12 protein-coding genes are annotated in these 21,784 nt (G+C 46.0%); 6 read left to right on the top strand and 6 right to left on the bottom strand.

What is annotated here, in order from left to right; genetic code table 11:
- Positions 1 to 20: 20 nt before the first annotated feature.
- The 4 genes from R7E51_RS15925 to gltB (R7E51_RS15910) all read right to left on the bottom strand — a co-directional run bounded on the left by R7E51_RS15925 (position 21) and on the right by gltB (R7E51_RS15910) (position 12,385).
- Positions 21 to 1,433: an FAD-dependent oxidoreductase gene (locus R7E51_RS15925; protein ID WP_053304346.1), complete on the bottom strand. Its 1,413-nt coding sequence runs from the start codon at positions 1,431 to 1,433 to the stop codon at positions 21 to 23.
- A gap of 20 nt (positions 1,434 to 1,453) precedes the next feature.
- Positions 1,454 to 5,917 carry a glutamate synthase large subunit gene (gene gltB, locus R7E51_RS15920; protein ID WP_170890658.1) on the bottom strand — a complete coding sequence of 1,488 codons (4,464 nt, stop codon included), beginning with the start codon at positions 5,915 to 5,917 and terminating at the stop codon, positions 1,454 to 1,456.
- A 448-nt stretch (positions 5,918 to 6,365) separates the two neighbouring features.
- Positions 6,366 to 7,835 (bottom strand): glutamate synthase subunit beta, encoded by a 1,470-nt coding sequence (locus tag R7E51_RS15915; RefSeq protein ID WP_206958050.1) that lies wholly within the window; start codon positions 7,833 to 7,835, stop codon positions 6,366 to 6,368.
- Entirely contained in the window at positions 7,835 to 12,385 is a 4,551-nt protein-coding gene (gene gltB, locus R7E51_RS15910) for a glutamate synthase large subunit (protein WP_206949596.1), read from the bottom strand. Before gltB (R7E51_RS15910) ends, R7E51_RS15915 begins: the two co-directional genes overlap by 1 nt.
- Positions 12,386 to 12,936: 551 nt before the next feature.
- Here gltB (R7E51_RS15910) and R7E51_RS15905 point away from each other — a divergent pair.
- The 4 genes from R7E51_RS15905 to R7E51_RS15890 all read left to right on the top strand — a co-directional run bounded on the left by R7E51_RS15905 (position 12,937) and on the right by R7E51_RS15890 (position 18,720).
- Positions 12,937 to 13,896, top strand: a complete 960-nt coding sequence (locus R7E51_RS15905) for a TIGR01212 family radical SAM protein (protein WP_017821472.1) — start codon at positions 12,937 to 12,939, stop codon at positions 13,894 to 13,896.
- A 35-nt stretch (positions 13,897 to 13,931) separates the two neighbouring features.
- Positions 13,932 to 15,677 (top strand): sensor domain-containing diguanylate cyclase, encoded by a 1,746-nt coding sequence (locus R7E51_RS15900; RefSeq protein ID WP_033906101.1) that lies wholly within the window; start codon positions 13,932 to 13,934, stop codon positions 15,675 to 15,677.
- Positions 15,678 to 15,914: 237 nt separating this feature from the next.
- Positions 15,915 to 18,269, top strand: coding sequence for an aerobic respiration two-component sensor histidine kinase ArcB (gene arcB / locus R7E51_RS15895; protein ID WP_005381826.1), 2,355 nt, complete (start codon positions 15,915 to 15,917; stop codon positions 18,267 to 18,269).
- A 1-nt stretch (position 18,270) separates the two neighbouring features.
- On the top strand, positions 18,271 to 18,720 hold the full coding sequence (locus R7E51_RS15890) for a hypothetical protein (protein ID WP_005381825.1): 450 nt from the start codon (positions 18,271 to 18,273) through the stop codon (positions 18,718 to 18,720).
- Between the two features lie 85 nt (positions 18,721 to 18,805).
- Here the strand turns inward: R7E51_RS15890 and arcA are convergent, their stop codons facing one another.
- Positions 18,806 to 19,522: a two-component system response regulator ArcA gene (gene arcA / locus R7E51_RS15885; RefSeq protein WP_005381824.1), complete on the bottom strand. Its 717-nt coding sequence runs from the start codon at positions 19,520 to 19,522 to the stop codon at positions 18,806 to 18,808.
- A gap of 361 nt (positions 19,523 to 19,883) precedes the next feature.
- Between arcA and R7E51_RS15880 the strand changes: the two genes are divergently transcribed.
- Positions 19,884 to 20,291: a DUF3293 domain-containing protein gene (locus R7E51_RS15880; RefSeq protein ID WP_005381823.1), complete on the top strand. Its 408-nt coding sequence runs from the start codon at positions 19,884 to 19,886 to the stop codon at positions 20,289 to 20,291.
- A 64-nt stretch (positions 20,292 to 20,355) separates the two neighbouring features.
- Positions 20,356 to 20,838, top strand: a complete 483-nt coding sequence (locus tag R7E51_RS15875; protein ID WP_005381822.1) for a putative 4-hydroxy-4-methyl-2-oxoglutarate aldolase — start codon at positions 20,356 to 20,358, stop codon at positions 20,836 to 20,838.
- Here R7E51_RS15875 and R7E51_RS15870 read toward each other — a convergent pair.
- On the bottom strand, positions 20,835 to 21,305 hold the full coding sequence (locus R7E51_RS15870; RefSeq protein WP_005381821.1) for a hypothetical protein: 471 nt from the start codon (positions 21,303 to 21,305) through the stop codon (positions 20,835 to 20,837). The genes R7E51_RS15875 and R7E51_RS15870 overlap by 4 nt on opposite strands.
- Positions 21,306 to 21,784 lie beyond the last annotated feature (479 nt).

Here is a 21,784-nt window from a genome sequence, read left to right as displayed (position 1 = left end):
TTTTGAGACGTTAACAGTGATTAAACTTCGAGGTAATCGAGAATGCCTTCTGCCGCTTTTCGTCCTTCATCAATTGCGGTTACGACAAGATCAGAACCTCGTACCGCATCGCCACCCGCGAAGATCTTTTCGTTGCTGGTCTGGAACTGGAACTCTTGCTTCGCAGGGGCTTTGATACGACCCCATTGATCCAAATCGACATCAAACGGTGCTAACCAGTCCATTTTGTGCGGCTGGAAACCAAACGCCATGATAACAACGTCTGCTGGTAGAACGTGCTCGCTGCCTTCAACGGGCTCTGGACGTCGGCGACCCGCTTCATCAGGTTCACCAAGTGCGGTTTTCACCACTTTGACCCCCGAGACTTTGCCTGACGCATCCACTTCCACTCCCAAAGGCTGAAGGTTGAACATGAACTTCACGCCTTCTTCCTTTGCGTTTTTTACCTCGCGACGAGAGCCTGGCATGTTGGCCTCATCACGACGATAAGCACAAACTACGTTGGAGGCTCCTTGGCGAATTGAGGTACGAACGCAGTCCATTGCGGTATCACCACCACCCAGTACGACGACTTTCTTTCCTGCCATATCGATAAAGGGTTGGTTACTCTCAAGACCCATGACTTTGTAGGTGTTCGAAACTAAAAATGGCAGCGCGTCATACACACCCGGCGCATCTTCATTATCTAGACCTGCACGCATGTATTTATAGGTGCCAACGCCCAAGAAAACAGCATCGTATTCATCAAGTAGCTCTTGCATTTGGACATCTTTGCCTACTTCCATGTTCATGCGGAACTCGACGCCCATTTCAGTGAACACACGGCGGCGGTTTTCCATCACGCCTTTTTCAAGCTTGAATGAAGGAATGCCGAAGGTCAGAAGGCCTCCAATTTCAGGGTAGCGGTCAAACACGACTGGCTTAACGCCATTGCGCACTAGGATATCCGCGGCAGCCAAGCCAGCTGGGCCAGCTCCAATGATTGCGACCTTTTTATCGGTCCACTCCACCTTGGACATATCTGGCTTCCAGCCCATTTCAAACGCTTTGTCGGTAATGTACTTTTCTATGTTACCGATGGTGACGGCACCAAAGTCATCATTAAGCGTGCATGAACCTTCACATAGGCGGTCTTGAGGACAAACGCGCCCACATACTTCCGGTAGGCTGTTGGTTTGATGCGATAGTTCAACCGCTTCAAGAATACGACCTTCATTGGCAAGTTTTAACCATTGAGGGATGTAGTTGTGGACTGGGCATTTCCATTCACAATATGGGTTGCCACAATCTAAGCAGCGATCCGCTTGTGCAGTCGCCTGTTGTTTAGTGAACGGTTCATAGATTTCAACGAACTCGATCTTACGAACTTTGATAGGCTTTTTCGCAGGATCTACACGCTGCACATCGATAAATTGATAAACGTTCTGGCTCATGATTCAAACATCCTCCATGATTACTGTGCTTGAACACGCAGCTCTGCGGCACTGCGGCTCTGGTGACCAAGTAGCGTGCGAAGATCTGCCGCTTGTGGTTTCACCAAATAGAACTTTGGAATCCATTCATCAAAGTTCGCCAAAATATTTTCTGCATGACTCGACCCTGTTTCTTCAAGGTGTTCCGCAATTAGGCCACGCAAATGTTCTTGGTGGATGTAAAGATCGGACAATGAGATGGCTTCGACAGACTCAGTATTAACTCGACCTTCAAAGCTTTGGTTCTCATCCAGAACATAGGCAAAGCCTCCAGTCATACCCGCGCCAAAGTTCACACCTGTCGCACCAAGAATGGCAACAATACCGCCAGTCATGTACTCACAAGCGTTATCGCCAGCACCTTCAATGACGGCTATCGTACCTGAGTTTCGTACGCCGAAACGCTCACCTGCTTTACCGGCTGCAAATAGTTTACCGCCGGTCGCGCCGTACAGACAGGTGTTACCAATGATGGTTGCTTCATTACACTTAAATGCAGTGCCAAGGTGAGGTTTGATAACCACTTTACCACCCGCCATGCCTTTGCCCACGTAGTCGTTCGCATCGCCCGTGAGGTAAAGCTCTACACCACCTGCGTTCCAAACACCAAAGGACTGGCCTGCGGTGCCGTCAAGATAGATTTTGATAGGGGAAGCCGCCAACCCTTGGTTGCCATAGCGTTTTGCTATTTCGCCAGATAAGCGTGCACCAACAGAACGATCAGTGTTGATGACATTGTAGAAGAAACTTGCCGATTGACTGTTTTCGACCGCATGCATGGCATCATCAACGATCTTTTGGTTGAGCTCAGCTTTATCAAACGGTTTGTTTGGCTCTGTCCAAAATAGCGGATGGCCCTCAGGTGATACTGGAGCTTCTAGAATATTGGATAGATCCAGCTTGGTCTGTTTCGCTGTAAATCCCTCTACTGCCTCAAGTAAATCGGTACGACCAATCAAGTCCGTCAGCTTTTCAACGCCAAGTTCGGCGAGTAATCCGCGCACTTCGTCTGCCAGGCCGATGAAGTAATTCATCACCATTTCTGGTAGACCTTTGAAGTATTCTTTACGCAGTGTCTCGTCTTGAGTCGCAACCCCAGTTGCACAGTTGTTGAGGTGACAAATTCGTAGGAACTTACAACCCATAGCGACCATTGGCGCAGTACCAAAACCGAAGCTTTCTGCACCTAAAATTGCGGCTTTAACTACGTCTAAACCAGTCTTTAGACCACCGTCTACCTGTAGGCGGATCTTATGACGCAGACCATTAGCAACCAGAGCTTGTTGTGTCTCTGCCAACCCCAACTCCCAAGGGCTACCAGCGTATTTTACCGAAGTTAATGGGCTTGCTGCGGTACCACCGTCGTAACCCGAAATGGTAATAAGATCAGCGTAAGCCTTGGCTACACCCGTTGCGATGGTGCCGACACCTGGCTCGGAGACGAGTTTTACCGAAACCAGCGCATTCGGGTTGACTTGTTTAAGGTCGAAGATCAGCTGGGCCAAATCTTCAATCGAATAGATATCGTGATGCGGAGGAGGGGAGATCAGAGTCACGCCTTGTACCGAATAACGCAGTTTTGCGATTTCTGCGGTGACTTTGTGTCCTGGTAGCTGTCCACCTTCACCCGGTTTCGCACCTTGTGCCACCTTGATTTGCAGTACATCCGCATTAGTCAGGTAATGCGGCGTTACACCAAATCGGCCAGAAGCAATCTGTTTGATACGTGAGTTACGCTCAGTACCGAAACGGCGAGGATCTTCACCGCCTTCACCCGAGTTAGAGTAACCACCAAGACGGTTCATCGCCGTTGCAAGTGCTTCATGCGCTTCTGGGCTAAGTGCGCCAATGGACATTGCCGCTGAGTCAAAGCGTTTGAACAGTTCAGTGCGTGGTTCTATTTGCTCAAGTGGCAGCGGTGAGTCTGATTTTTTCAGCGACATTAAGTCACGCAGCATGGCAACAGGGCGTTGGTTTACCTGCTTAGCAAAGCTCTGATAGTCGTTACTTTCGCCAGATTTAACGGCCTGTTGCAGCGTGCCGACAACATCCGGGTTGTAAGCATGATACTCACCGCCATGGACGTACTTTAACAAGCCGCCATGATCAATCGATTTGCGTTTAGCCCATGCTTTACGAGATAAGTTTGTAAGATCTTGCTGGAAGTCGTCAAAATTCGCGCCTTCAATTCGAGTTGTGACGCCTTTAAAACACAGATCGACCACATCTTGGCTCAAGCCAACTGCTTCAAATAGTTGTGAGCAGCGGTAAGAGGCGATGGTTGAGATCCCCATTTTCGACATGATCTTGTACAGGCCTTTGTTGATGCCGTATTGGTAGTTTTGCATCACATCGCGGTAGTCTTTCTCTAGCGCTTTATCATCAATCAGTTTACCCAACGCTTCATAAGCAAGGTATGGGTAAACCGCAGTGGCACCAAAACCAAGCAAGACGGCAAATTGGTGTGGATCACGGGCTGTTGCGGTTTCGACAACAATGTTGGCATCGCAACGCAAGTTCGCGTCAATCAGACGAGTTTGAACGGCGCCGACTGCCATTGCTGCCGGAATTGGCAACTTACCTTTGACCAAGGCTCTGTCCGAAAGCACCACTAAAACCGTGCCTTCACGAACGACTTGCTCTGCTTGCTCACACAGAGCATTAATGGCTTGTTTAAGATCTTTTTGTTGTGGGTCGTAGTTGATATCGAGAATGGTATTACGGTAATGATCGTCACTCAGCTCTAGTAGTTGCTGCATGTCTGAATAGAGCAGTACTGGAGAATCAAAGGTTACACGATACGCGTGGCCATCGGTTTCACAGAAGACGTTCATCTCCTGGCCGATGCTAGTCGCCAGCGACATGACGTGTTTCTCACGCAGCGGATCGATTGGTGGGTTGGTGACCTGCGCGAACTTCTGACGGAAGTAATCAGTCACCAAGCGCTCTTTCGAAGAAAGAACCGCCATCGGGGTGTCATCACCCATCGAACCGACGGCTTCTTGCCCCATATCACCGAGGACACGCAATACTTGATCGACTTCTTCATTGCTCATGGCAAACTGCTTTTGATAAGTCTTAAGCAAGTCTTCATCAAAGCTGCGCTCACCTACTTGATCTTCAGGCAGCTGAGAGAACGGTGTTAGTTTGCGAACGTTGTTCTCCATCCATTCGCGATAAGGGTGACGAGATTTCAGGTCATTATCGATCTCGCTAGACTGCCAAAGCTTACCTTTACGAGTGTCGATGACGAGCAATTCCCCCGGACCTACACGACCTTTTTTGGCAACTTCATCTGGGGCGTAATTCCAAATCCCTACCTCAGATGCCAGAGTGATCAGCTTGTCTTTGGTAATTACATAACGCGCAGGACGTAGACCGTTTCGGTCTAGGTTACAAGCAGCATAACGACCATCGGACAGTACGATACCTGCTGGGCCATCCCATGGTTCCATGTGTTTGGAGTTGAAATCGTAAAACGCACGCAAATCCGGATCCATATCCGGGTGGTTTTGCCATGCTGGCGGTACGAGCATACGCATGGCACGGAAGATATCCATGCCGCCAGCTAAAAAGAGATCTAGCATATTATCTAAGCTAGACGAGTCTGAGCCTGTCTCGTTCACAAACGGTGCTGCAGTTTGTAGGTCAGGCAGCAGTGGTGACGAGAACTTATAAGCACGAGCGCGTGCCCATTGTCGGTTACCTTCAATGGTATTGATCTCACCATTATGAGCAAGGTAGCGGAACGGTTGAGCTAATGGCCAACGCGGTTGAGTGTTGGTAGAAAAACGCTGGTGGAACAGACAGATAGCAGATTCCATACGTAGATCGGCAAGATCAAGATAAAAGCGCGGTAAGTCCGCAGGCATGCATAGGCCTTTGTACACCAAAACTTGAGTCGATAAGCTACAGATGTAGAAATCCGGATCTTCGGTGATTTGTTTCTCGATGCGACGGCGTGCGATGTAGAGACGACGTTCAATGTCGCGTTCGCGCCAACCTGCCGGTGCAGAGACAAAGACTTGCTGAATATTTGGAAGCGAGTTGGCCGCAATTGGACCGAGTACTTCTGAATTAGTTGGTACTTCACGCCAACCAGCCACAGTTAGCGTCTCTTGCGCCAGTTCTTTGTTGACGATGTCTTTAGCGAGTTGAGCTTTGACTGGATCTTGGTTGAAGAAAATCATCCCTACGGCGTATTGCTTGCCAAGGTTGAAACCATTTTCTTCGGCAATAAGACGTAAATAGGAATCGGGCTTTTGTAATAGAAGACCACAACCATCACCAGTTTTACCATCGGCGGCGATACCACCACGGTGAGTCATGCGGTCAAGTGCAGAAATTGCTGTACGTACCAGCTTGTGGCTTTGTTCGCCTTCCATATGCGCGATCAAGCCAAATCCACAGTTGTCTTTCTCAAGACTTGGATCATAAAGAGCCATTGCAATTCTCCCTTTGCTTATCCGTCATCCCGACAGATATATCAACACTGCTTACGTTGATATCGATGACTAACTATGCGTCATCTTTATAGCTTTATGTATAATTATTCAGTAAAAGTTGTGAAATATTTAACATTTTTTGAGTGTTTTATTTTCATCAACTTCACAAGCTATAGCTTATTGTAAAAAAGGTCAAGTTATTAGTGGATCATCACGTGAATATACGATTTACCATTTAATAAGCTAAAATAGTTTAATAATTTCAAATAGATAGAAAATTGATTGTTACAAAAAAGTAACATTTGATTCTGTGGGAGATAAAAAAGACCAGCATAAAATGCTGGTCAAAATAGAAAGATTGGAAGGAATTGTTTTCTTTCTTCACCGATAGCCATCGATATTGCTGATGGCTATTAGGCAATTGAAAGAGAGAAGCATGACTGCTTCGTTAAGCAGAAAGCATCAGTGAATCTGCTTTTGCTTCTAGGTTTGTGCCACCCATTAGATAATCATCGATAGCACGGGCACATTCGCGGCCTTCATTGATACAACGAACCACCAAAGATTGGCCTGTTCGCATATCACCAGCAGCAAATACGCCTTCTTGGTTAGTAGCAAAATCTTGAGTTGCTACGTTACCGCGATCGTCTAGTGCGATATCCAGTTGAGCAAGTACGCCTGTTGGTTCAGGGTGTAGGAAGCCCATCGCTAGAAATGCCATATCACATGGAATCACACGCTCGCTGCCTTCTACTTCTTTGAAGCTTGGGCGCTCGCCTGGTTTCGCATCTTGCCAAACGATATCAGCCAAACGAAGACCAGTAACTTCACCTTTGTCATTGCCGATGAACTCTTTGGTGAGGATGTTCCAGTGACGATCGACACCTTCCTCATGAGATGTCGAAGTACGCAGGATCATTGGATATTGAGGCCAAGGCATATTAGCAGGACGCTTTTCTGGTGGAATCGGCATGATTTCCACTTGAGTTACACTTGCTGCGCCGTGACGGTTTGATGTTCCCACACAGTCTGAACCCGTATCACCACCACCGATAACCACAACATGTTTACCCGCAGCGTGAATTTCTTCCGTTTTCAGGTCCATGTTATTGGCGCGACGGTTGTTTTGACCTAGGAACTCCATCGCGAAGTGAACGCCTTTTAGTTCACGACCCGGAACGGGCAAATCACGTGGAACCGTTGAGCCACCGGTTAGTAGAACCACATCGAACTCTTGACGCAATTGTTGAGCATTTACATCAACACCGACGTGTTGGTTTACTTTAAACTCAATGCCAGCTTCTGCCATTAGATTGATCTTGCGATCAATGACTTCCATGCGCAGTTTAAAGTCTGGGATACCAAAACGTAGCAGACCGCCCACTTTCTCGTCTCGCTCGAATACTGTCACGGTATGGCCTGCGCTGTTTAGCTGCTCAGCAGCCGCAAGACCAGCAGGTCCAGAGCCAATGATCGCCACCGTTTTACCAGTGCGAGAACGTGGCGTTTTTGGTTTGGCGTACCCTTCACGATACGCCGTTTCTACGATAGTTTTTTCGATATTACAGATAGTGATTGGGTCTTGGTTGATACCAAGAACACAAGCACTTTCACATGGAGCAGGGCAAACACGACCAGTAAACTCTGGGAAGTTATTGGTTGAGCTTAGAATGTTCCATGCTTCTTCCCAGCTATCACGATAAACCGCATCGTTAAACTCTGGGATGATGTTACCGATAGGGCAGCCGTTATGACAAAACGGCACACCACAATCCATACAACGAGAAGCCTGAGTATTGATCTTGTCACCAAACTCCTCGTTCAGAACGAACTCTTTGTTGTTCTTGATGCGTTCAGCTGGGTCGATCTTCTGTGGTAGTTCACGACCATGCTCTAAAAATCCAGTAGGCTTACCCATTATACGGCCTCCACTTGAGTTTCGTTTCCTTGAGACTGTGCTTCAGCTTTACGCTTTTGAAGAACCGCTTTGTAGTCACGCGGCATTACCTTAACCATAGAGGCTAGGCTTGCTTCAAAGTTGTCTAGGAAAGACTGAGCGACTTCACTTCCTGTGAATTGAACATGCTTAGTTAGCATGTCGAGTAATAGATCTCTGTCTTCTTGCTCGATTGGGTCTAGGTCTACTAGCTCTGGGTTCAGTTTTGACTCAAAGTCACCTGATTTATCCCATACGTAAGCCACGCCGCCACTCATACCAGCGGCAAAGTTACGACCTGTTGAACCAAGGATAATTGCTGCACCGCCAGTCATGTATTCACAACCGTGGTCACCGACGCCTTCTACTACTACTTTCGCACCTGAGTTACGAACACAGAAACGTTCACCAGCCATACCGCGAATGAAAGACTCACCCGAAGTTGCACCGTAGAAACACACGTTACCAACCACGATGTTGTCTTCCGCGACAATGCTTGATTTCGCATCTGGATAAAGTACTAAGGTACCGCCAGATAAGCCTTTACCCCAGTAGTCGTTCGCGTCGCCTTCCACTTCGAACTTCACGCCCTTAGCTAGGAATGCACCGAATGACTGACCCGCAGAACCTTTGAACTTCACGTTCATTGGCTTAGGTAGACCTGCATCTTTGTACACTTTCGAGATTTCGTTCGACAGCATGGTACCTGCAGAGCGGTCCGTGTTAACGATAGGGAACTCGGCATTCACCGCTTCGCCTTTCTCTAGTGAAGGAATTGCCGCTTTAATCAGCTTACGGTCTAGCACTTCTTCTAGGTTGTGATTCTGCTGAGCTTGGTTGAATACACCATCAGCTTCACGTGGTTGCTCAACGTGGAGAACAGGAGACAGATCTAGGTTCTTGTATTTCCAGTGAGAAATGTCTTGGCGAATCTTCAGCTTCTGACCTTGACCGACCATTTCATCGATAGTGCGGAAGCCAAGTTCAGCCATGATTTCACGTAGACCTTGTGCCATGTATTGGAAGAAGGTTACGACGTCTTCAACGCGACCATCAAAGCGCTCGCGAAGCGTCTTGTTCTGAGTCGCGATACCAACAGGACAAGTGTTCTTATGACACTTACGCATCATGATACAACCTTCAACCACTAATGCTGCGGTTGCTACGCCCCATTCTTCTGCACCAAGTAGTGTTGCCACTGCAAGGTCGCGAGGTGTCTTCATCTGACCATCCGCTTGAACCACGATACGGTTACGTAGACCGTTCTTCAGTAGCGTTTGGTGCGTTTCTGCCAAGCCAAGTTCCCAAGGAAGACCTGTATGGCGGATTGAAGACATTGGGGATGCACCTGTACCGCCGTCGAAACCTGCGATTAGTACAACGTCCGCTTTCGCTTTCGCGACACCAGAAGCGATCGTACCTACGCCTGCTTCTGATACCAGCTTCACGTTTACACGGCCTGCGCGGTTCGCGTTCTTCAAGTCGTAGATAAGCTGAGCCAAATCTTCGATTGAGTAGATATCGTGGTGTGGTGGTGGAGAGATAAGGCCAACGCCCGGAGTCGAGTGACGCGTTGCACCGATCCAGTCATCTACTTTATCGCCTGGTAGCTGACCACCTTCACCTGGCTTCGCACCTTGAGCCATTTTGATTTGTAGCTCTTCAGCGTTAGTTAGGTAGTAAGAGGTTACGCCGAAACGACCTGAAGCCACCTGCTTGATTGCAGAGCGTTCCCAATCGCCGTTCTCTTTGCGCTCGAAACGCATTGGGTCTTCACCACCTTCACCAGAGTTCGATTTCGCGCCAAGACGGTTCATCGCAACTGCCAGTGTGGAGTGTGCTTCGTAAGAAATAGAACCGAATGACATAGCGCCCGTCGCGAAGCGTTTCACGATGCTTTCAATTGGTTCGACTTCGTCGATAGAGATAGAACCTGCTGGGTTCTTAATGAATTCTAGCTGGCTACGCAGAGTTACTGCGTTGTCACCTTGTTTATCTACGGCTGTCGCGTACTGCTTGAACTGATCGTAGTTCTTGTTGCGCGTAGACTCTTGCAGTAGAGAAATGGTTTCTGGGTTGAATAGGTGCTTCTCACCACGCTGTTTCCATTGGTAAACACCACCAACATCCAGCATTTGAATTGGGATTTCGCGTTGTGGGTAACCGATGCGGTGACGGATCAGCACTTCTTTGGCGATATCATCAAGGGTTAGACCTTGGATACGAGAAACTGTACCTGTGAAGTATTTGTCTACCACGGATTTATGGATGCCCAAGGCTTCGAAGATTTGCGCACCATGGTACGACTGTAGCGTTGAGATACCCATCTTCGAGAAGATCTTCAGAAGACCGCCATTGATCGCTTTACGGTAGTTGTTGAACAGATCACGAGGGTTCGCTTCTGGATCCAACTTCTTCGTACGTTGAAGTTCAATGATGGTTTCAATCACTAGGTAAGGGTTAACCGCATTCGCACCGTAACCAAGTAGCGTTGCAAAGTGGTGCGTTTCACGCGCGTCACCAGTTTCAACCACGATGTCACACTTCGCACGTAGACCTTTACGGATCAAGTGGTGGTGCACTGCGCCAACTGCCAGCATTGCTGGGATCGCCGCGTGGTTTGAATTCACTGCGCGGTCAGTGAGTAGGATGATTGAGTAACCATCGATAACCGCGTCTTCTGCGTATTGGCAGATACGTTTTAATGCACGCTCAAGTTTGCCTTGATCTTCACTAGCTTGGAATACGATATCCAACGTTTTCGCTTGTAGGTGCTCGTTATCGATCGCACGCAGTTTTTCAAGCTCTGAGTTCGCCAGAACCGGCGATTCTAATTCGACTTTCTGACAGTGAAGTGGTGTTTCAGTCAGAAGGTTTTGGTCTTTACCCAAGTAAGTGTTCAGCGACATAACCATACGCTCACGGATCGGGTCGATCGGTGGGTTGGTTACCTGTGCGAACAGCTGCTTGAAGTAGTTAGAAAGATGTTGAGACTGATGAGATAGAACCGCAAGAGGCCAGTCGGCACCCATTGCTGATAATGGCTCTTTCGCGTCATTCGCCATTGGAACGATGATTTCGTTCACTTCTTCAGTGCTTACGCCAAACGCTTGTTGGCGGTGTAGAAGGTGTTCTGGCTTAGGTTGGCTGAACTGGTTGCTCGCATCTGGCAGCTTCTTCAAGCTCAGTAGGTTTTCTTCTACCCATTTCTCGTAAGGCTGTGCCGTTGCGATGGTGTCTTTCACTTCTTCATCGGAGATGATGCGACCTTGCTCTAGGTCTGCAACGAAGATACGACCCGGTTGTAGACGACCACGGAACTCTACGTTCTCTGGTTCAATATCCACAACACCAGATTCAGATGCCATCACTAGGAAGTTATCTTTGGTCACTGTGTAGCGAGAAGGGCGCAAACCGTTACGGTCTAGTGTCGCACCAACTTGAACACCATCAGTAAAACATACGGAAGCCGGGCCATCCCATGGTTCCATGATGTTCGCATGGTACTGATAGAACGCGCGACGTTTAGGATCCATGTTTTTGTTTTCTTGCCATGCTTCAGGAATCATCATCATCAATGCGTGTGGCAGGCTGCGACCAGACAGAACTAGGAGCTCAAGTGCCATGTCAAAGTTAGATGAATCCGAGCTGCCTTCCTGACAGATTGGAAGAAGCATGTCGATTTCAGCCTGAGTGAACAGGTCTGATTCTAGGATTGCTTCACGGGCTTTCATCCAGTTCAAGTTACCGCGAACTGTATTGATTTCGCCGTTGTGGGCAATGTAACGGAAAGGCTGTGCAAGACGCCATTTCGGGAAGGTGTTGGTAGAGAAACGAGAGTGTACCAGTGCCAGTGCAGTCACCATGGTCGGGTTTTGCAGATCGAGGAAGTACTGAGGTACTTGCTCAGTCGTTAACTGACCTTTGTACACTAATGTCTTGTAAGACATGGAGTTAATGTAGAAGTCGTCACCAATGTTCGAAACGCTTTCTAGGCAAACGCGTACGGTGTAATTACGAAGTACGTAAAGTTTGCGTTCTAGCTCTTCAGGCGTGATGCCAGGGCCGCCGGAGATAAACACGTGCTCAAATTGAGGCTCTGTGCTTAGAGGATCGGCACCAATCATGGAGTTGTCGGTTGGTAATACGCGGTAGCCGATGACTTCGAGATCTAAGCGTTTGGCATTACGCTCTAAAATGTCACGGCATTGTTCGCGTTTGTATTCGTCTTTTGGGAAAAGAACGACACCAACGCCATACTTTTCAAACGAAGGCAGTTTAATGCCTAGTTTAACGGCCTCTTCTAATAGGAATTCATGAGGTTTTTGCAACAAGATACCCGCACCGTCACCGCTGCATGGGTCACAACCTTGACCACCACGGTGTTCCATGCGAGCCAGCATATCCAATGCTTGAGTCACTACTTCATGAGATTTACGGTTTTTAAGGTGAGCAACAAAACCGATACCACAAGCGTCATGCTCCAGTTCCGGAGTGTACAGACCCTGTGGATTTTGCTCTCTATCTACCATAGATACATCCTTCCAGTTCAATGTCGACGCAAAAGTACCGGGCAGCAAATACTACCTAGACTATTGATTACGTCTTGTCCTTTATATTTATTATCGCCACCGATCTAGGTTGACCGGTCTTGATTCCTTTCCGTATCTCGCAGGAAAAGTTTTGCGAGAAAAACAATCCTTGGTGGTATCCCTTTATTTATTATCACTATCTAGTGATTTATATAGGTAGGAGTGGGATAACACCGACAAATCCCGCAGTGTGCTTTGTAATAAAAGTCACAAAAATAACGGGGTTGTGTAAGTATCCTACAATTTTGTCACTTCAGAATGCAATGAAAAACTCGGCGTTGTGACCCAATTTTTTCGTTTAATTATGCATTTTTAGTTTAACATTTACGCAACATGAACGATTTTTGCCTTTAATTATGCAAGTTTATTGATTTTGACCCGCATGATGGGTGTTTGAATTGATTAATATTGTGTGTTTTTTCTTGCAGGGATGTAATTTATTTACACAGATCGTAGTGAGATTGATTACGATTTATTGTTGGTGAGAATTTATGCAGTTACATGAGTTGGTCAATACAATCGGCCAAGATCTTCAGCGTCGATACGGTGAAAAGGTTCATAAGTTAACATTGCACGGTGGATTTAGTTGCCCTAACCGCGATGGCACGATTGGGCGGGGAGGATGTACATTTTGCAATGTGGCTTCGTTTGCAGATGAAGAAGTCCAGATAAAAAGCATTCACGAACAGTTAAAAGATCGCGCAGGTGAAATTCACAGAGCGAAGAAGTATCTCGCTTATTTTCAGGCCTACACCAGTACCTATGCAGAAGTACAAGTTCTCAAAAACATGTATGAGGAAGCACTAAAGGCTGCAGACATGGTTGGTCTTTGTGTGGGGACGCGTCCTGATTGCGTCCCTGATGCGGTATTGGATTTACTGTCGGGCTATGTACAGCAAGGTTATGAAATTTGGCTAGAACTAGGTCTTCAAACCGCCAACAATGACACCCTAAAACGTATCAATCGTGGTCATGACTTTGAGTGTTATGCCGAAATCACTAAGCGTGCGCGAACACTTGGAATCAAGGTTTGTACTCACTTAATTGTGGGTTTACCCAAAGAAACCCGCGCCGAAAATATTGAAACGCTGCAAAAAGTGTTGACCGTGGGAACGGATGGCATCAAGTTACATGGCTTGCATATTGTCGAAGGTAGCACCATGGCGAAAGCTTGGCGTGCTGGAAAGCTAGAAGCCCCTGAATTAGAAGAATATGTTGCGATCGCCAGTGAAATGATTCGTATGACACCACCAGATGTGATTTATCATCGCGTTTCATCAGCAGCTAGGAGGCCCACGTTATTATCGCCTCTGTGGTGTGAAAACCGTTGGCTAGCGATGACGGAAATTGGTCGAGATCTCAGTGCTCATGGTGCTCAAGGGAGTCTTACGGGGAATACCTTTATCTATACTAAACCGGAATTAATAGCAGATCGCTCAATAAATAACTGATATATTTTAACCAGTGTTCTTTGAAGGTTTAAACGATGGATCAGTTACTCAATTGGCTTTGGGGTGGTCAAGGCGGTTATGGCTATGTCGTCTTGTTGTTAATCGCAGGCGTGTGCGCGTTAGCACTGATCTATTTGCACTTTCAGACGTCACTTAAGCAACTAGTAACGGATTCTCCCTATCCAGTCATAGTGGTGGACACTAGCCATGCTCAGCTCTTGCTATCTAACCAGGCTGCGATGCAGTTATTAGGCATTCGCTCTTTGGGAACGGGGTATTTGTATCCTGCTTTATTCGATATTCATGAGCTTGAGCAGTTTCTCGATCGCTTCTCTAGTCGTCATTTTCGTCAGCAGGCTTTTGACTGGCGACTATCTGATAGTGAATCTATTAAAGTGGAGCTGTCAGGCAGAAAGAGTTTATTGCGCAATCATCGAGTTTGGATTCTTTATGCTCAGCCATATCAAGCCACTCACCAAGAGCAGCAACAAGAACTTGCACAATTAATCATCGCACGTTCGGCATTAGACTCACTTTCAGAGCTGATTTGTACCCAAGACCGCCAAGGCAATCTGTTAACGACCAATCGAGCATTTGATCAATTCTGGCAAGGGCGAAGGGAAGAAGCTTGCGCATCCAAGACCTTGGGTGAGATGACCAGAAAAAGCGAACGTAAATGGACAACGGATCCACAAGGTCGAAGTTGCTTATTGGAAGTCAATCAAAACTCTCTTGTTTCGCCGAGTGGTGAGCTTATCGGTACGCTGTCTATTAGTCATGACGTGACTGAATGGCACAAGATGCAACAGAATCTGCGAGATGAAATGGAGCGTCGCAAAGATACAGAGGTGGCGCTAGCGCAAAGAGATACTATCTTACAAACGATTCTGGATGCCAGTCCGGACTCTATTGGTATTTTCAATGAGAACATGGTCTATCAAGCGTGTAATCAGCCTTTTGTTAAGGCGTTAGGCATTTCAAAAATTTCTGATTTGATAGGTAAGCGCCTCCAAGACGTGATTCCTAAAGAGATGTACGCGCGCTTAGCAGACAGTGACTTAGAAGCATTACGCCAGTTAGAGCCAGTTCGATACATAGATAAAGTCGTGAGTAGTGATGGTAAAAGTACGTGGTTTGATGTGGTGAAATCGCCTTTTAAAGATAAAGCATCAGGAACGAATGGTGTGCTGATTATGGCGCGTGATATTTCTGAGCGTTATCTTGCAGAACAAAAGTTGGAAAAAGCCAACCTAGAGTTAGAAAAATTGAGCTTTATGGATAGCTTAACTCAAGTATCGAACCGACGCCGTTTCGACGAACAGCTGCAGGTATTGTGGTACCACCACGCTCGAGAAAAGCTGCCGCTCACCATCATGTTATGTGACATCGACTTTTTCAAAGATTACAACGACTGTTACGGTCACCAACAAGGTGATGAAGCGTTAGTCAGTGTCGCTACCGTGTTTACACAAGTCATCAATCGTTCTTCGGATTGTGTTGCGCGTTATGGTGGCGAGGAGTTTGGTTTTATATTGCCGAATACCACCACGGAAGGTGCGCGCAACGTAGCGCAGCGTATTCATGAGAAAATTCTACAGCTTGATATGGAACACGACAGTTCAGAAGCATCTGAACGCCTTACCGTCAGTATCGGTCTGGTCTCTTACATTCCTCAGCATGGTGATGAACCCGAAATGGGCATCGCTATGGCTGACAGTGCGTTATACCAAGCTAAAGCTGATGGACGTAATCGCACCTGTATTCACCCCAGTTCTTGCTAACGCTTTGTGACCGCTTGCTCTAAGTTGATAGCTGATTGTTTAAATCACCGTATTAAACACGTTAAACTTACACAAGCCTGTGCGCTCGTTGGTTTATCTTTCTATCTCGTGTCACAAGCGTAGATCGCACCGTGTGTTTTTCACTAATCAAACAGACCTAAATTGCGTTAGGTCGAGTGCATTTACCTGTTTTTCATCATCGAATGGCGCTATCTAGCCACCACCATGGAGTAGTTAATGAAACCCATGAAAAATCTCGCCCAGTATTATGTCGACTTGCTAGTCAAACTGGGGATTGTTCGCTTCTCTATTTTGCTAGCCCTTGCGCTGGTGGCATTAGCTGTTGTGGTGCAGGTAGGGATTACTTTAGCTCTCAAAGGGCGAGTAGATGATATCGACATTGTCCGTTCGGTGTTTTTTGGTCTATTGATCACCCCTTGGGCGGTTTACTTCCTCTCTGTGGTTGTCGATCAACTAGAAGAGTCTCGCCAGCGTTTAACTAAGCTGGTGTCCAAACTGAAGGACATGCGTTCGCGAGATCAAGAGTTGAATTACCAACTTCAACAAAACATTGAAAAGCTTAACCAAGAAATTGAAGAGCGTATTAAAGCGGAAGAAGCACGTGAAGAGGCGATGCAAGACCTCGAAAACGAGGTGTTCCAACGCGAACGTACTCAATTAGAGTTGGCAGAACGTACCGCATTACTGCGTTCATTTATTGATGCCTCACCAGACTTAATTTACTACCGCAATGCGGATGGTGTTTTCTCTGGCTGTAACCGCGCGATGGAAGAGCTAACGGGCAAGAAAGAGCACCAGTTAGTCGGATTAAGCCCTTGGGATGTGTATAGCAAAGAAATCGCCGAGCATATCGTTGATACTGACCAAAAGGTTTTTGCCGATAATCAAGCGATTACTTACGAGCAATGGCTCGAATACCCAGATGGTCGCAAGCATTACTTTGAGCTGCGTAAAGTGCCATTTTACAGCAAAGATGGCCGCCACCTTGGTCTCGTTGGGTTCGGTCGTGATATCACTGAACGTAAGCGCCATGAAGAGTCGTTAGAGAAAGCAAGCCGCGACAAAACTACCTTCATCTCAACCATCAGTCATGAGCTGCGAACGCCGCTGAATGGCATTGTAGGCTTAAGTCGTATGCTTCTAGATAGTCCGTTGACAGAAGAGCAGCGTAAACACATGCAGACCATCAATGTGAGTGCGATTACTCTAGGTAACATCTTCAACGATATTATCGATATGGATAAATTTGATCGCCGTAAGTTAGAACTATTACCTGCGCCACTTAACTTCGAAGACTTCGTCGCAGAGATTGAGAGTATCTCAGCTCTGATGGCGGAACAAAAAGGGTTACGCTTTGACTTAGAACGTTTAAGCGACTTGCCAAAAGCAATTGAAGTGGATGCAACCCGTCTACGTCAGGTGATTTGGAACTTGGTCAGCAACGCAATGAAGTTCACCAAGGAAGGTGGCGTTGTGATGACAGTGAGCGCGGATGTCGAAGACGATTTTGCGACCATTATTATGGAAGTGGAAGACACAGGTATTGGTATCCCAGACGAAGAGCTAGATAAGATCTTTGCGATGTACTACCAAGTGAAATCAGGCAAGGACAACCTGCATGCGGTCGGTACAGGTATTGGTTTGGCGGTATCTAAGCAACTGATCAATATGATGGATGGTGACATTACGGTTACCAGTGAGGAAGGCTTTGGTAGCACTTTTACTGTATCGATCCACGTTCCGATTGTTGAACTAGCTGAGCCAGTCATTGATGCGAAGCGCGACAATGTGCGCCTCAACATATTTATGGTCGAAGACATCGAGCTTAACGTAACTGTGGCTAAATCGTTACTAGAGAGCCTAGGGCACTCTGTCACCGTGGCAATGACGGGCCAAGAAGCGTTAGTGAACTTTGTGCCAGAAAAATACGACTTAGCGTTGTTGGATATCCAACTGCCTGATATGACGGGCTTTGATGTCGCCAATTATTACCGCAAGCATTATAACAATCTTCCTCCATTGGTCGCCTTAACTGCTAATGTAATGAAAGATCGTCGTGAATACTTAGATAACGGCATGGATGATGCGATCAGTAAGCCGCTGGCAGTGAATGCTATTCAGTCAGTGATTGATAAATTCTTCGCTCACCAGTTAGAACAACCTAAGGAAGTGGTGAGCGGTCCCGAAACAGTGGAAGAGCCAGTGCCTTCTCCTGTGATTGAGACACATTTGCTCGATATGGATATGTTAGAGTCTTACGTCGACATTGTTGGTGCAAAACCTGTCTACGACAGCATAAAAATGTTTGAAGATATGATGCCAGACTATATCGATGTCTTAGATTCGAACATGACAGCGAAAGATCAAGATGGGATTGTTTCTGAAGCGCATAAAATCAAAGGTGCTGCAGGTTCAATTGGCCTGAAACGTATCCAAAGTGTGGCGCAAAAAGCGCAATCGCCCGATATGCCAGCATGGTGGGAAAACATTTCAGACTGGGTTGAAGAGATCAAAAATGAATACCAAAACGATATTCAAGTCCTCAAAAGTTGGTTGGAACAAAGGAAATAACATGAAAAGAATCGCACCATTGGCATTAGCCATGGCATTGATGGCAGGCTGTAGTTCCGTTCCAAATGTGAATTGGCAACAAAACAGTCAGATTACGATTAATGAGGTTAATGTTGAGCTCAAAAGTAATTTATGGGTGAACCTCATGCCGAATATTGGGGACGTGGAAGAGCAAAGTATTCAAGGTGCACTTTACCTCGAAGGAGATCAGTTACTTCCTGCAAATCTAACGGCAGAAGCTCTTATTATTAAACAGGGGCAAAAAGAGTGGTTGGTGGACAGTGCGTCTTTAGATACTCGAACGCACAGTGAAAGCCGATGGGAGGTGGCGTTCTCGTCTCACATTGATGTGAACACAGAAAAATCGGTTGATATCGCAGTGCTTCTAGACGATGCGGGTAAACAGCGTTGGTTAGTCGAAAAGTACGTGAAGATTAACAAGGTTTATTAACCGCAATGATGTTGCATTAGTCGTTAGACCTAAAACAAAAAGGGCTTGCTCAATGAGCAAGCCCTTTGCATATTAGCGGTTAAATCTAGTCTTCTAGATCGCCACAGAAGCGGTAACCTTCGCCGTGGATAGTGGCGATGATTTCTGGCGTACCTGAAACAGACTCAAAGTGCTTACGGATACGACGAATCGTTACGTCTACAGTACGGTCGTGTGGCTTAAGTTCACGACCAGTCATCTTCTTAAGAAGATCTGCACGAGTTTGAATCTTACCCGGGTTCTCACAGAAGTGCAGTAATGCGCGGAACTCAGAGCGAGGTAGCTTGTAGCTATCACCAGCAGGGCTTACTAGAGAGCGGCTGTTGATGTCTAGTACCCAACCGTTGAATTCATACTTTTCTACCGAGCGCTTCTCTTCTTGCACCGCGTTAGAGCTCATTGAGCGACTAAGTAGGTTACGTGCACGAATAGTTAGTTCACGTGGGTTGAATGGTTTAGTGATGTAGTCATCTGCACCAATCTCAAGACCTAGGATCTTGTCTACTTCATTGTCACGGCCTGTCAGGAACATTAAAGCAATGTTCGCTTGCTCGCGTAATTCACGCGCTAGTAGAAGGCCATTCTTGCCTGGAAGATTAATGTCCATAATAACCAAGTTGACTGAGTTATCAGACAACACTTGGTGCATCTCTTCACCGTCACTGGCTTCAAAAACAGCGTATCCCTCTGCTTCAAAAATACTCTTAAGAGTGTTACGAGTTACTTGCTCATCTTCAACGATAAGAATCTGCGGGGTTTGCATTGGCGGTACCTAAATTTGTGACAAAATTGTGCTAATAGAATAAATTCTAGGCAAAAATATAACATACAGGTAATGTGATTTTGATAATAAATCAAGTTGATCAAAAAAACACTTCTTTCAGTTATCCGCCCTCCATGGAATTTTGCCAACTCACCAGTATCCAATGGCGACGTTTATTCTAAAGGGCTTGTTTACCTTTCATTTCCTGCTTTCAGTGGGGCCTGAAACGTAAACACCCTAAGATATTGAGCGGATTTTATATTGTTAACAGCATGCTAACAATGCTCAAATGTTAATTCCATTCAGTTTGTTGATTTATATCAATTGATGAAATGTAACTGTTATTAATCGTTTAAGACTTATGATAGAAAAAAGTAATAAGAACATAGACGCATCGTTATGGAATGCTTATTCAGAATCTTTTTTCAGATTCGAAGCCGAGTGGCGTGTTTCAAACTATGCTGTGATAACCGCTTGGAACCCATACAGTAACTTGAGGTCCAAAGAAGAGAACAGCATAAACAATCACGCGTTAGAAAAACAGCTACAGCACGTTAATTACGCGCCTGTAACGGTAGGTGATAGCGCTTTTACATGGTATGAGGAAAGCTTTGCCGTCGAGTTGTCGCCAGAGGTAGCCGTTGAATTGGCGAGTGACTTTCAACAAAACGCGATTTATTACGTCATTAATGACCAACTTTATCTTATTGCGTGCTCGCAGCCGAAAGTTTTTCATACGTTAGGCTCCATTAAACCTCGGCTCGTATAGAAGGTATAGAAAAGGATACTGCTCACTGAAGCACCGCTTGGGTGAGAAAATTCACGGAGGAAATATGAGAGACATTACACCCGATATTTGTGACCAATTTGAAGACCAAGTGAGCTTGCTTACTTTACCATTGCAGAACTTTGGTCAACGTAGCGCTTTTTACGGTGAAATCGTTACGGTGCGCTGCTATCACGATAACTCGAAAGTGCGTGAAGTACTGGGCGAAGATGGAACGGGTAAAGTATTGATTGTTGACGGACATGGATCGTGTCAGAGAGCATTACTCGGCGATCAATTAGCGATACTCGGAATAGAAAATGGGTGGGAAGGTATCATTGTCTATGGTGCAATACGCGACGTAGCACAAATATCTCAAATGGACATTGGCGTTCAAGCTCTTGGAACTAACCCGTTTAAAACAGAGAAACGCGGGATAGGAGAGGTAAACGTAACCTTAACGATGCAAAACCAAATCGTTCAACCTAAGCACTACGTTTACGCGGACTGGAACGGTGTGTTGATTTCTAAGCAAAAGCTGGACTTCTAAAAACGAAAGCCTAAACCAACCTCAAAGCCTTGTTGCCAATCTTGGTAATCAAGAGTCGCGTGAAGATCCAGTTTATCGGTAATTTTTACGCGACTTGATACTTCAGCCGCGAGGCTACTGTCGTCTTGGCGAATACCTTCCGCTGTTTCGTTCTTGTAAGAGCGAACTGTACTTTTCAGCGTGACACGATCATTAAAGTGATAGCTGATCCCACTCAAAAAACCACTTTGATTTTTGGTAGGAGAGTTATTGACTCGCGCACCGACATAAACGTCTACCGAATCAAAAAGTTCGTAAGCGTAACCCGTATCGATATTCCAAACATCAAAACTGTCAGACTGATAACTGTCGCTGGAAATGAATAGTTTATGAGGAGAAGGGGATGTTTTACCTGGAAGCGGCGGAAGCTCGTTTGCTAGACAAACACCAGGCACAAAAAACAGCAACAGAAAAAGCCCTCTTTTCATGTTCACCACTCCTTGTGTCAACTTTTTTATTAGTATGCGCCCAAAGCTTCTCACTATTAAAGCATAGAATATGAAAGCTAGCTCACCTATTTTCTAAATAATTCGATCCTATGAACATAAGTCACAGTTAAGTTGTTGTTATGTGTCACAACCCTCTCGAATTATTTGATCGTACGTTTTATGGCAAAGATCAGACTAGTTATTAGATAAAAAACCGAACTGGTGATGATGGTTAAGTCCTTTACAAAAACTAACTGTAGATTTTTAAATGATCAATAATGTGTAATTAACTATAAATATCAATGACATTGCTTAGCAGAATTCTCTGAAAGATGGAAAAACAAACAATTTTTTGTTGACTATGTATCAGAAACTCGGTAAACGTAGAGTTAAGCAAACACAATTAACGTTGAATATTTATTTATGCCATCTAACAGCCTAGTAGTAATGACCACGACCATTATTATTACCGACACGAC

The organism is Vibrio sp. Vb1166 (assembly GCF_033338695.1).
In the GTDB taxonomy this organism is placed as follows: Bacteria; Pseudomonadota; Gammaproteobacteria; order Enterobacterales; family Vibrionaceae; genus Vibrio; species Vibrio alginolyticus.
Note: the sequence above shows the minus strand (reverse complement) of the source record. Positions and strands in the feature narration are given on the sequence as shown.

Bases quoted from the DNA above. Each gene is read 5' to 3' on its own strand.
- R7E51_RS15925 (WP_053304346.1), bottom strand. From the start codon at position 1,433: ATGAGCCAGAACGTTTATCAATTTATCGATGTGCAGCGTGTAGATCCT.
- gltB (WP_170890658.1), bottom strand. From the start codon at position 5,917: ATGGCTCTTTATGATCCAAGTCTTGAGAAAGACAACTGTGGATTTGGC.
- R7E51_RS15915 (WP_206958050.1), bottom strand. From the start codon at position 7,835: ATGGGTAAGCCTACTGGATTTTTAGAGCATGGTCGTGAACTACCACAG.
- gltB (WP_206949596.1), bottom strand. From the start codon at position 12,385: ATGGTAGATAGAGAGCAAAATCCACAGGGTCTGTACACTCCGGAACTG.
- R7E51_RS15905 (WP_017821472.1), top strand. From the start codon at position 12,937: ATGCAGTTACATGAGTTGGTCAATACAATCGGCCAAGATCTTCAGCGT.
- R7E51_RS15900 (WP_033906101.1), top strand. From the start codon at position 13,932: ATGGATCAGTTACTCAATTGGCTTTGGGGTGGTCAAGGCGGTTATGGC.
- arcB (WP_005381826.1), top strand. From the start codon at position 15,915: ATGAAACCCATGAAAAATCTCGCCCAGTATTATGTCGACTTGCTAGTC.
- R7E51_RS15890 (WP_005381825.1), top strand. From the start codon at position 18,271: ATGAAAAGAATCGCACCATTGGCATTAGCCATGGCATTGATGGCAGGC.
- arcA (WP_005381824.1), bottom strand. From the start codon at position 19,522: ATGCAAACCCCGCAGATTCTTATCGTTGAAGATGAGCAAGTAACTCGT.
- R7E51_RS15880 (WP_005381823.1), top strand. From the start codon at position 19,884: ATGATAGAAAAAAGTAATAAGAACATAGACGCATCGTTATGGAATGCT.
- R7E51_RS15875 (WP_005381822.1), top strand. From the start codon at position 20,356: ATGAGAGACATTACACCCGATATTTGTGACCAATTTGAAGACCAAGTG.
- R7E51_RS15870 (WP_005381821.1), bottom strand. From the start codon at position 21,305: ATGAAAAGAGGGCTTTTTCTGTTGCTGTTTTTTGTGCCTGGTGTTTGT.